Genomic DNA, 12,494 nt, shown 5'->3' with positions numbered 1-12,494 from the left:
AGCGCGTGGCTATGTCAATCGCCCCGAAAGCACTGCTGAGAAATTTGTCATTAACCCCGCAAATAAAAACCAACGTTTGTATCGTACCGGTGATTTAGTTTCACGTGCCGAAAATGGTGATTTACGCTTTGCTGGACGTATTGATGATCAGGTTAAATTACGTGGATTTCGTATTGAACTTAATGAAATTGAAGCGGTCATTATGCAGTTTTCCGGCGTTAAACAAGCTGTAGCTTCTTTAAAAACACTGGATCAACCTATATTGGTTGCATATTTGTTACTTGATAAAAATAATCCTGTTGATTTGCATGAACTGAAAACCTTTTTAAGAGCTAATTTGCCTGATTACATGATTCCGGCAGCGATTGAGGTTTTAGATGCGTTCCCCGTTCTATCCAGTGGTAAAGTTAATCGTAAAGAATTACCGGAACCAACACTACTGAAAACAGAAAAAATATATCATGCGCCTAAGTCTGAGTTGGGTAAAGAAATGGCACGTGTCTGGGAAAAAGTATTGGATTGTCCAAATATTTCGGTGGATGCTGACTTTTTTTATGATTTAGGTGGGCATTCGTTGCTTGCTGCAAAAGCGATTTCTAATTTACGTAAGATTCCAGCGTTAAAAAATATATCTATTTTGGATTTATATAAAAATCCAACGATTGCCCAGCTGGAGCAAAAATTTACTAGCCTTAATGCGAATTGGCCTGCAGAGGAAGAGCCGGTAAGAACGAAAAAATATCGTGCGCCGCAATGGAAATATTATTTATGCGGTGTGGGGCAATTTTTTGGTTGTTTATTGCAATATGCAGTTGGCACGTTGCAATTATTAGCCGTAGTTTTATGCTATAGCTGGATTACTTCGGAATATTCTATCATTTCACGCGAATCGCAACTGGCATTCTTAGCCTTGTTTTTATCGTTACCCATTATTTCTTTATTGATTACTGTAAGTATGAAATGGATATTACTGGGGCGTGTAAAACCGGGGGAATATCCGCTATGGGGATGGTTTTATTATCGTTGGTGGTTAGTACAACGCCTGCAAAAAAACTTATTTTTAAGTAAATATTTGGTTGGTTCACCCTTGGCAAATATTTACTTCCGTTTGCTAGGTGCCAAAATAGGTAAAAATTGCCATTTGGGTTCCATGCAGATCGCTACACCTGATTTGTTGACTGTTGGTGATAATACATCCATTGGTACTGATTGTCGCCTTTATGGATACCTTGTCGAAGATGGCTGGTTAAAGATTGGCTCAATAGATATTGGGAATAATTGTTATCTAGGTTCGCGTGCGGTTGTTGGCTTTAATAGCGCTATTGCAGACAATGCGGTACTGGATGATATGTCCATGTTGCCAGAACATCGATTTATTCCTCCTGGCGCTTATTTTTCTGGTTCGCCGGCGCTACCAGGTGTTCTTCCTGCAGATCACATTACCTGCAAAAAAATTGAAGTAGAAGCGTCGACCATGCTCGAAAATACTCTGTTTGGTATTTTGCATTATTTAGGTATTGTATTTGTCATGGTCATGTTTTATCTCTGTCTGATTCCTGGCATTTCTCTGGTCAGTTATTACTATGACCAAAGCCGGTATTTTACAACGATGTTTTTTGCCATACCTTTAGGTTCAGTGCTCTTTTTAAGTTTGTATTATCTTTGTGTTATTGTGTGTAAAAAAATCATTATGGACAAGATAAAGCCTGGGCAATATCCTTTGAAGAGTTTCTATTACTTGCGCCATTGGATTATTGTGAAAATGTTGGATGGTGATGAAATATCGATAATGGCTGATACTTTATTTCTGCCTGCCTTTTTAAGGCTTCTTGGGGCTAAATTGGGGAAAGGTGTTGAAATGGGTGAAACACCGCATATTATTCCTGACTTAGTAACGATTGAAGAAGGTGGTTTTACAGCGAGCTCAGTTGCTTTAGCTTGGCCGCATGTGTGCCAAGGCGTTATTAGTTTTGCACCAGTAACCATTGGTCGCAGAGGCTTTGTTGGTAATGTGAGTTTGCTGCCCGGAGGTAAGGCAATTGGTGAATCGTCGTTATTAGGCTGCCTTTCTGTACCGCCACCAGGAGATAAGGCAACCGAGGCTAATTCAGCGTGGTTGGGTTCGCCAGCAGTTTACTTACCTAAGCGTGAATTATTTGTGGGTTTTTCTGATAAAGACACATTTTATCCCCCCAAAAAATTGTATTTTACCCGTTTGGCAATTGAGTTCATAAGGATCATCACCCCGACTGCATTTTCGCTAGTTGTTTTATTTAACATGCTTTATGTTTTAGATTATATGTTAAATAGTTTCTCTTGGGGGGTTACCGCACTGGTATTGCCTGTTTCAGAGCTATTCTTTACTGTTTGCTTGGTTGGTGTATTAGTGGGCTTAAAATGGCTTATGCTTGGGAAATTAAAGCCATTAACCAAACCCATCTGGGATCCGTTTATTTGGAAGAATGATGTCATTGAATATACATATAATTATTACACGAATCCTCATTTTACCAATAAAGTTTTGGGTACCCCGTTTGCACTGTGGGTTCACCGTTGTTTAGGCACTAAGGCTGGCAAACGAGTTTTTACAGATAGTGCTGAATTTTCAGAATTTGATTTAATCACTATTGGTGATGATGTCTGCATTAATGCAGAAACCATTATCCAGACCCATCTTTACGAAGACCGTATATTTAAAGTCTCGAATGTAACCATTAACTCAGGCTGCAACGTCGGTATTGGCTCAATTGTGCTTTACAATACGGTGATGGAAGAGAATTCGGCATTGGGAAGCCTTTCTTTATTAATGAAAGGGGAATGTTTACCCGCAAATACCAATTGGGCAGGTATTCCTGCACAATCAACGATGCTTAGCAGTACCTATCGTCAAGCACCTCAAGCCCTTCCTGCTGGGGTGGTTACCGAACGCGCTATCCCAGAATTATTATAGGAGCATATCCACTTTTTTCATTGCCTTTCTTGGTGCAAACGCTGTAGGTTGGGTCAAACGAGACCCAACCTATTTTAGCCGGATATCTTTAATAATTCCATTGCCCCAAAGCCATAACAACGCTCAGCGCATCGTGGTTACCCTGCCTTGTGCTTCATCAGTCTCATGGTCTTAGATCGTATAATTATCAATTAAACGAATCTCCCCAATGCGTACTGCTGCAAAGCGGCGGTTTTCGTATTCCTCAATATATTCTACGGCAATGTTTTTTGTCATTAACTCTTCTTGAATCTGGATACAGTTTTTATCTTTTTGCTGAAACAGTTGGGCAAAAATTTCAGCTAAAGCTTTTTGTTCTTGATTCAGACGATTATTTCGCGAACTGTAAGCTAAACCACTGGGCTCGCGAATTATCGGACAGGCGATTATGTCCACATCCATAAAAAATGCGGCAGTCATTTCACGAATGAGCACATATTGTTGGTAATCTTTTTCGCCAAAATAAGCATGCTGCGGTTTTACTAAGTTCAATAATTTCATTACGACGGTTAATACACCATCAAAGTGTCCAGGACGGTGTTTTCCTTCCATTAGTTGTGACAGTTGGTGCTCATGAACCTGGTAATTGTATTGATCTGGATACATCGCCTTATCATGAGGCAGAATGCAAAAATCAACACCGGTCTTTTCCATAAGCTGTAAATCAGCATCTAAGCTGCGAGGGTAATGGGTAAAGTCATCTGCTTGATTAAATTGAGTTGGGTTAACAAATAAGCTGGAAACAGTATAGTTATTTTCTTTCTGGCTTGCCAAAAATAAAGAAGCATGGCCAGCATGTAAATTACCCATAGTTGGCGCAAAGCCAATAGTTAATTCAGGAGATAGATTTCTACGAAAACGTATCCACTCATTAAGATCATGGAAAACTTGCACGAATTACTCCTAATCGTTGGTGAATGGAGCCATTTAATAAAAAATAGCACCATAATAATATTTAGTTAAAATGAATGTTCTGGTGCTGGGAAGCTCACTTGTTGCACTTGCTGTGCATAATGATTTATTGCCTCAAGAAAAACTTCTTTGCCTTGAGCATATCGTTTGACAAACTTGGGATTAAAACTTGTTTGTAGTCCCAACATGTCATGCCAGACAAGAACTTGGCCATCGGTATGAGAGCCAGCCCCAATACCAATCGTCGGTATCGTCAAGGCGCTGGTTATCGCTTGTGCCAGTTGTTGTGGTACACATTCAATAACCACGGCAAAACAACCGGCTTGCTCTAAATTAAGGGCTTGTTGCAGTAAAAGCTCCGCTTGTTCCTGGCTTTTTCCTTGTACTTTAAAGCCACCCAATTGATGAATGGACTGAGGGGTTAAACCAATATGCCCCATAACTGGAACCCCTGCGTTTACTAAATGCGCGATGGTATCACAGGTGTCTGCATCGCCACCTTCAATTTTTACCGCATGTGCTCCAGCACGTAGAAGACTGGTCACATTGGTAATGGTTTGCGCTATCGATATTTTATGACTTAAAAAAGGCAAGTCAGTGATGAGAAACTGTTGTTTTAAACCGCGAGCAACCGCTTGGGTATGCAGTACCATCATGTCAATGGTCGCCATAATCGTATTTTCATGGCCATGTACGGTCATTGCTACCGAGTCGCCAACGAGCACGCAATCGATGTTCGATTCAGCAATAGTGCATGCAGAAGGATAGTCGTAACAAGTTAGCATCGCAATTTTTTTTTGCTCTTGCTTTTTACGTATAAAGTCTTGGATTTTCATGCTGCACTCCTTAGTAAGGTGAAGTGAGCATCGTGATGAACGGTAATACAGAGTACTACAGGTACCTGTCGCATGGATCAAGTCCTCCTAAATGAGAATATAAAAGGTCGCTGCCATAGAAGGTCAACGCATTCATGCTCTTTTAAACCAATAAAAAAGCATGAATATCATAGTTCAAATTCAGGTAATTGAGAAGGCATCTTCGCTGCAGATTTTTTTATGGGCGCTTTTAAGAAAAACAAGAGCGGTAGGGCTGATAACACCAACCACATCATAAAACGAAAATCCTGTAAATAAGCCAATACAGTTGCTTGTCTTGTAACTTCAGCATTAAGGGCTGTCAGGCCGTTGAGTGAGTTAATATTAAAAACGCCTAATTCATTGGCGTGTTTTAAATTAAGATTAAATGGCGTCATGAAATTAGCATAGGCGGCATGATTAATTTGTGTGTTTTGCGCTAATTTTGTCATGACAATGGAGATACCAATACTACTGCCAATATTTCTTAACAGGCTAAATAAAGAGGTGCCGTCATTACGGTATTGTGAGGGTAACGTGGCAAAGGACAGGGTTGATAAGGGCACGAAAATAAAGCCCAATCCCAGTCCCTGGATGATGCCCGAGGCGACAATATCATGGCCACTAATGTCCGTATTGAATAGGGTCATCAGCCATAATGAGTAGCTGGTAAGCATTAGGCCAAGAAAAATTTGGTAACGCGCATCGACTGTTCCTGAAAGCCTGCCGACAATCATCATCGCCGTCATCGTGCCTATACCGCGCGGAGCCAGGAGCAATCCGACGTCAATCACTGGATAATTTAATAAGCTTTGCATGTAGGGTGGCATTAGGGCCATAGTGGCTAATAAAATAATGCCAATAATAAAAATAAACATTAGGCCGACACTAAAGTTACGATCTTTAAACATGGCCGGATCAATAAATGGTGAACGTGACGTCATGATCTGCACGATGAATAAATACAGGCAAATTAAGGTAATTAATCCTTCAATAATAATTTCATGACTATTTAACCAGTCTAATGACTCGCCACGGTCAAGAAAGAGCTGTAATGAGCCAATAGCTATACTCAAAAAAGCAAAGCCGATCAGGTCAAAATGTTTGCCTAATTTGAGTTTGTTTTCCTGGAGGAACATCGTTAAGCCTAACCAGGCGAGAATGCCGAAGGGGAGGTTAATGTAGAATACCCAGCGCCAGTTGTAATATTCCGTTAACCAACCCCCGAGTGACGGACCAAGAATGGGGCCGACCATAACCCCCATGCCCCACATTGCCATTGCCGAACCGTGTTTTTCGGGCGGATAGGCATCGAGTAATACGGATTGGGATAAGGGTATTAAACTGGCGCCAAAGATTCCCTGCAGTAAGCGGAATAAGATTATTTGCATTAAGCTTTGAGCCGCGCCACAAAGCATGGACGCCACGGTAAAACCAATAACCGACCAGATAAAGATTTGTTTACGACCAAAACGATCGCCTAAAAAACCAGTAAGTGGAGTAAATATTGCTGCGGCAACGATGTATGAAGTGAGAACCCAAGAAATTTGTTCTTGGGTTGCCCCCATTCCTCCTTGCATATGCGGTAAGGCGACATTCGCAATAGTGGTATCTAATGATTGCATCACGGTGGCAAGCATTACTGAGAAGGTAATGAATAGCCGGTCTGCTGGTTTGGGGGATGAAGTATTTTCTAACATAGTTTGTGAGCCATTTTGTTATGCGATCAGCAGATAGTGTTTAGTCCTCAAGTCAAGGTTAACCTTGCTCCGTTCGAGCCGAGGAGGCGCGGTAGCGCTGTCTCAACGCTTTGCTAGCCTCGATGTCAATGCGCTCTGGAGCTGGAGATGAATCACCAGGTTGTTTCCTTAACTTAACGACAGACATCTGAACCTACATTAGTTATCCTGTTGTCTTCTTTAATGAATAACGTTTATGTCCCGTATCAATTTCAACCCAAGAACTTAATCCTGAACGTAGATTTGGAGCTTGAGGAGCCGCATCCAATTGAATGCGCACAGCAATACGTTGCGCTATTTTAACCCAGTTACCGGTCCCATTTTGCGCGGGAATAATTGAAAATTCAGAGCCGGTTGCCGGACTGATACTTTGCACCACACCAGTCCATTTTTTTCCAGGATAAATATCAATGGTCGTAACCACCTTTTGTCCGGGGCGCACATAAGTTAATTCTTTTTCGGTGAAATTTGCTTCAATCCATGGGTGCTCATTGGCAACCAATGACATGGAAATAATTCCTTGGCTTACATATTGTCCTTGTTTCGGGGGAATGTTAATTGTTCCGGTAACCGGTGCTTTGACTTCTGTATGTGCCAAGTTCAGCTGTGCTTGTTCTAGTTCTGCTTTGGCTACTAAATAAGAGGGATGTTGTTCAATAGGTGTATTCACACTTCCGGCCAGTGATTCTGCCAGGCTTTGTAAATTCTGTTCGGTAGTGATTATTTGTTGGGCGGCAATTTCTGCACTTTCACTGGCGTCATCAAGACTTGACTGAGAAGTAAAATGCTTTGCCGCTAGATCGGACTGGCGTTTTTTATTGCGTAAAGAAAAATTGTATTTGGTTCGTGCCAAAGCGATTTCTGCTTGTTTTTCACGATAGTTGGCTTTGAGCGACATAAGGTCAATAGTCACCTGGGCTAATTTTGATTCAGCTTTAGCTAAAGCAACTTTAAATGGCTGAGGATCAATACGATACAGTAGTTGATCCTTGTTCACCTTTTGGTTTTCCTGGACAAAGACTTCTTGAATTACGCCTGAAACTTGTGGGCTTAGCGGAATCATATCGGCTTTAACATACGCATTGTCTGTAGCGACATAGCGTCCACCGAGAAGATACATGATTAGTCCGGAAAAAATAATCACCGCAGGTACTATGACTAACAAAAGGAAGCGCTTAGACCGTAGGGGGGCGGAAGCCTGTTCGGTGGCCGCTGATTCTTTTTGTTCGCCATGCATTTTATTCATCTTTGATTCTGAGTTATCATTTGTGCTCGTTATAATAACAGGTTTTTTATGCAAATCACCGAAAAATTAGCGAGCCCAGGCGAGCATTCTCTGTTTCTATATGGTTTGGCTGGCCAAGTGGAAGCTATTCTAACTGTTCCTGAACGTATTAATTCGGATTATGTTGCCTTTTTAGGGCATCCACATTCGTTGCAGGGCGGCACAATGACCAATAAAGTAGTGACGACCATGGCGCGTACTTTTAAAGATCTTGGCATTCCTTCGTTGCGTTTTAATTTTCGTGGGGTTGGTCAATCAGAAGGTGTTTATGACGCTGGAATTGGCGAAAGTGCAGATATGTTGTCTTTGGCGTATGCATGGCAAAAGGAGCAAGCGCAGGTAAAGTTTATTTTTGCTGGTTTTTCTTTTGGTTCTTTTGTGGCTTATCGCACTGCAGCTCAATGTGCTCACCATTTACTGATCACTATTGCACCGGCCCTACATCATTACAACTACCAGGAATTTACGCCTGCTCCTTATCCGTGGTTAATTGTGCAAGGCGAAGAAGATGAGGTAGTGCCACCGGAGCTCGTTTTTGATTTTGCAAAACATGCGCAGCCTGAAATTCCCGTGCTTCGCTTTGCCAATACCACGCATTTTTTTCATGGGAAATTAATTGAACTTAAAGCTAAACTTACAGAGTATCTTGTTTCGCAGGTTGTCTCCTTATGACATTAATGACCGAATATGACGCCGCAATTGAGCGCGGCGAAATTAATGATGATCCGTTGCAGCGCGATATTCTAATCCATATGGAACGGCTCGCTGACAATTTAAAAAAAGCGAATTCGTCGTGGTTTTCTCGTATACATAAACCCCATATTAAGGGTTTATACATTTATGGACCGGTCGGTGCGGGAAAGACGTACCTGGTGGACTTATTTTATGACCATGTAGCAGAGCCTAAGAAGGCACGTTTTCACTTCCATCATTTTATGCAGCAGATTGATGCACAGCTGCGACGTTTGCAGGGACAAAAAGATCCATTGCGTCAAATCGCTAAGAAGTTGGCAAAGTCGATTCGTGTGTTGTGTTTTGATGAGTTTTTGGTTCATGATGTGGCTTATGCCATGATTTTAGCGGAACTTTTGCAAGCTTTAATCGCGCAGGGCGTTATTTTAGTTATTTCATCCAATATGCTACCCAACGATTTATACAAGAATGGCGTCCATCGTGCGCGTTTTTTACCGGCTATTGCGGCAATTAATCAAAATTGTGACGTACTAAATTTGAATGAGCAAAGAGACTATCGTATAGGACGTGAACCTTTGGTTGATGCTTATTTGCATCCTTTGAATGCACAGACCAAACAGACGATGGCGCATCAATTTGCGCAATTAGCTGGTGCTTTTGAGGAGCAGGGTTTTATTGTGATCCAAAATCGTGATATACCCTATTTGCAATGCGGAAAAGTATCGATTTGGTTTGCCTTTGATGTTTTATGTAATTTGCCGCGCAGTCAATTAGATTATTTAGAAATTGCTGATAAATATGATAATATTTTTGTCAGTGATGTACCGGTATTGACGGAGAATCATACCTTACAGACGATTATGTTCATTCATTTTATCGATGTGATGTATGACCGTGGAATTAATATTATTATTTCGGCAGCCGTACCTGTTGCCGAACTTTATGTGAAAGGAGAACTGGCAGAAACGTTTAAACGTACTTTAAGTCGTTTAATAGAAATGCAATCAGTTGATTATTTAAATCGTCATCCCAAACGTCAAGTACAGGAGATGGTTTAGGGGTTGTTGACCTTTCTACTATCTTGGCCAAAATAGGCAGGTTTTCTGTGCTTCGGTACTCACATACTGCGTGTATGTTGTGTTCCTGTGCTCGAAAATCAGCCTATTTTGACTCAAGCTAGCGAAATGGCAACAGCCCCTAGGATCTTAGATGGGAAAATGTATAATTTTTTTCTTATCTGAGAATGATTCTCGATATCATTTGTGTTAGACTTTAATCATTTCTACCATTGTTATTGTCCATGATGCGAATTACTGACTTAGTTCAAGGCGATAGAGCGCGATTAATCAATTTCGGTGCGACCGATAGCCAATACAGACGTAGACTTTTGTCTTTGGGGGTTACTTGTGGTGCGGAATTTGTCATTGTTCGTATTGCTCCTTTAGGATGCCCTATCCAAATTGACATCAGAGGAACTTCTTTGACTTTGCGAAAAGAAGAAGCAAGTCAATTGGTTTTGGAGCGTATATGACTCATGTTTTATTGGTAGGCAACCCCAATTGCGGCAAGACGACCTTATTCAATGCCTTAACCGGTGATAATCAACGTATAGGTAATTGGCCTGGAGTCACGGTTGAGAAAAAGACGGGCACATTTTCCTTAGGAAAACAGTTAATTGAAATCACCGACTTACCAGGAGTGTATTCGTTAGTCGCTAATTCTGGTGGTATTAGTCAGGATGAGCACATTGCTGCTCAATCGGTAGCGACCATGCATACAGATTGCATTGTGAATGTGATAGATGCCTGTCATCTTGAACGACATCTGTATTTGACCAGTCAAATTTTAGAATTAGGTAAGCCTGTAATTATCGCCTTGAATATGATGGATATCGCGCAACAACGTGGCATTTCCATTGATGTAAATGCCTTAGCTCACCTCTTGGGCTGTCCAGTAATCCCCATTCAAGCACATAAGAAAGTAGGTATTGCGGCCCTTAGTGAGGCAATAATTAACTTGCCGCAAGTTATTTTACCCTGGGCGCTTCCTTTATCGGCTTCCCTACAGCAGGCATTAATGACGATAGAGCAGACCCTAATTAACGAGGGGTATAGCCAAGCGCTGGCTTATTACTATTCACGTCGTGTTGCAGAGGGCGATGTGTTGCCGGTTGATGAAGCCATTAAGCGTGATTTGCCTGCATTTAATCAGAGTGATTTAAGTCTGGATGTGTTACTGGCAGATGCCCGTTATCAACGTATTCATGAGGTTGTGACGGCTGTACAACAAAAACGTAGTGATGCCAGTGAGCATTTTACGGCAAAATTAGATCGAATTGTGCTGCATCGTTTTTGGGCTTTACCCATCTTTTTTGGCATGATGTATTTGATGTTTTTATTTGCCATTAATGTCGGTGGGGCATTCCAAGATTTTTTTGACATCAGTACGGATACGATTTTTGTGCAAGGAACGGCCTGGCTTATGCAGCAAATGCATGCCCCTAACTGGTTAATTGCTATTTTAGCGAATGGAATTGGGAAAGGAATTAATACCACCTTAACCTTTATTCCTGTTATTGCGGCCATGTTTTTCTTTTTATCGCTCTTGGAAACTTCAGGATATATGTCAAGGGCTGCTTTTGTGGTTGATAAAGCAATGCGTATTCTTGGTTTGCCGGGTAAATCATTTGTACCAATGATTGTCGGCTTTGGTTGTAACGTGCCTGCAATTATGGCGGCACGTACTTTGGATTCTGAACGCGACCGCTTATTAACGGTGATGATGAGTCCATTTATGTCTTGCAGTGCGCGTTTGGCAATTTATGCGGTATTTGTGGCTGCATTTTTCCCTTCTGGTGGGCAAAACATCGTCTTTTCTTTATATCTGGTTGGTATTTTAATGGCGGTATTAACTGGTTTCATTTTACGTAAATCCATTTTAAAAGGGCATGCCTCACCATTAATTTTAGAGTTGCCAGCTTATCATCGGCCCTCTTTACCGCGTTTATTTAAAGAAACATTGATGCGACTGCGTTTTTTTGTGCTGCGCGCGGGCAAATTAATTATTCCTATTTGTGTTATTTTAGGTGGTTTAAATGCGATTACCCTAGGGGGAGGCATTAATTCAGGAGACGCCAGTACGCGGTCCTTATTGTCCATCATTGGGCAATGGATTACGCCTTTATTTGCGCCGATGGGAATCCATCAAGACAATTGGCCAGCAACTGTCGGTTTATTAACGGGGATGTTGGCTAAAGAAGTGGTGGTTGGGACGTTAAATTCACTGTATGCCCAAGTTGGGCATTTGGGGGAAATCGCGGCAGCTCATTTTGATTTTTGGGCCGGTCTTAAGACTGCTTTATGGTCTATTCCTCTGAATTTAGCACAATTGGGCTCGGCGTTAGCGAATCCAGTATTAGCGAGTGCGGCTGACAATTCCGTATCGCAATCTGTTTATGGAATTATGGCGCAACGCTTTGATGGACGAATCGGCGCTTATGCATACCTGCTCTTTGTGTTGCTGTATATCCCTTGTGTGTCTACGATGGCCGCGATTCGCCAAGAAGCAAATAAGAAATATATGTGGATGTCTGTAGCCTGGTCTTTTATTGTTGCTTATGTGGCTGCGGTTGGTTTTTATCAGGCTGCGCAATTTATAGAATCTTCCTCATATAGTTTTTTCTGGATTAGCACTTCATTGCTTGCTTTATTTTTAGTCATTGTCGTGCGTTGTTACAGTAAACGCAGTATTAGGAGGCAAAATGCTATTACAAATACGTGATTATATTGGTCGCCAAGGAGTGGTTAGCACCCAGCAATTAGCCCGAGAATTTCACTTAGATCTACCCGCCTTACAGCCTATGCTTGATCTATGGGTTGGTAAAGGCATCATCCGTAAATGTCAGGAAAAAGCCAATTGTCAGAGTACTTGTTTTAAATGCCGCATACAATCACTTGAGTATTATCAGTATCTTTCTTAATGATCACACCTATTGCCTCAATGCAAAATGTTATCGAAGGCGA

Annotated in this window: 10 protein-coding genes; 6 read left to right on the top strand and 4 right to left on the bottom strand. The window is 41.5% G+C overall.

The genetic code is table 11. The annotated features are described in order from the left end of the window. Positions 1–202 precede the first annotated feature (202 nt). Complete coding sequence (locus LDG_RS13940; protein ID WP_407635280.1) at positions 203–2,950, top strand: Pls/PosA family non-ribosomal peptide synthetase; 2,748 nt, start codon at positions 203–205, stop codon at positions 2,948–2,950. A 171-nt stretch (positions 2,951–3,121) separates the two neighbouring features. On the opposite strand, the gene panC is transcribed toward LDG_RS13940, so the two are convergent. From panC to LDG_RS13920, 4 genes are all read right to left on the bottom strand, one after another. Beyond that, positions 3,122–3,883 carry a pantoate--beta-alanine ligase gene (panC, locus tag LDG_RS13935; protein ID WP_006872057.1) on the bottom strand — a complete coding sequence of 254 codons (762 nt, stop codon included), beginning with the start codon at positions 3,881–3,883 and terminating at the stop codon, positions 3,122–3,124. Positions 3,884–3,948: 65 nt separating this feature from the next. Beyond that, on the bottom strand, positions 3,949–4,737 hold the full coding sequence (gene panB, locus LDG_RS13930) for a 3-methyl-2-oxobutanoate hydroxymethyltransferase (protein WP_006872056.1): 789 nt from the start codon (positions 4,735–4,737) through the stop codon (positions 3,949–3,951). Between the two features lie 167 nt (positions 4,738–4,904). Beyond that, a complete protein-coding gene (locus tag LDG_RS13925) occupies positions 4,905–6,455 on the bottom strand; it encodes a DHA2 family efflux MFS transporter permease subunit (protein WP_006872055.1) in 1,551 nt (516 codons plus the stop codon). A 202-nt stretch (positions 6,456–6,657) separates the two neighbouring features. Further along, positions 6,658–7,740 (bottom strand): HlyD family secretion protein, encoded by a 1,083-nt coding sequence (locus tag LDG_RS13920; RefSeq protein ID WP_040535995.1) that lies wholly within the window; start codon positions 7,738–7,740, stop codon positions 6,658–6,660. Between the two features lie 48 nt (positions 7,741–7,788). On the opposite strand from LDG_RS13920, the gene LDG_RS13915 reads away from it, so the two are divergent. From LDG_RS13915 to LDG_RS13895, 5 genes are all read left to right on the top strand, one after another. Continuing rightward, positions 7,789–8,451 (top strand): alpha/beta hydrolase, encoded by a 663-nt coding sequence (locus LDG_RS13915; protein ID WP_006872051.1) that lies wholly within the window; start codon positions 7,789–7,791, stop codon positions 8,449–8,451. After that, a complete protein-coding gene (gene zapE / locus LDG_RS13910; protein ID WP_006872050.1) occupies positions 8,448–9,530 on the top strand; it encodes a cell division protein ZapE in 1,083 nt (360 codons plus the stop codon). Before LDG_RS13915 ends, zapE begins: the two co-directional genes overlap by 4 nt. A gap of 245 nt (positions 9,531–9,775) precedes the next feature. Continuing rightward, positions 9,776–10,003, top strand: a complete 228-nt coding sequence (locus tag LDG_RS13905; RefSeq protein ID WP_199484694.1) for a FeoA family protein — start codon at positions 9,776–9,778, stop codon at positions 10,001–10,003. Beyond that, positions 10,000–12,252 carry a Fe(2+) transporter permease subunit FeoB gene (feoB, locus tag LDG_RS13900; RefSeq protein WP_006872048.1) on the top strand — a complete coding sequence of 751 codons (2,253 nt, stop codon included), beginning with the start codon at positions 10,000–10,002 and terminating at the stop codon, positions 12,250–12,252. Before LDG_RS13905 ends, feoB begins: the two co-directional genes overlap by 4 nt. Continuing rightward, positions 12,233–12,451 carry a FeoC-like transcriptional regulator gene (locus LDG_RS13895; protein WP_006872047.1) on the top strand — a complete coding sequence of 73 codons (219 nt, stop codon included), beginning with the start codon at positions 12,233–12,235 and terminating at the stop codon, positions 12,449–12,451. Before feoB ends, LDG_RS13895 begins: the two co-directional genes overlap by 20 nt. Positions 12,452–12,494 lie beyond the last annotated feature (43 nt).

The sequence above is a fragment of the Legionella drancourtii LLAP12 genome (genome assembly GCF_000162755.2).
GTDB classification, from domain to species: Bacteria; Pseudomonadota; Gammaproteobacteria; order Legionellales; family Legionellaceae; genus Legionella; species Legionella drancourtii.
This window is presented reverse-complemented; position numbering and strand designations above follow the sequence as displayed.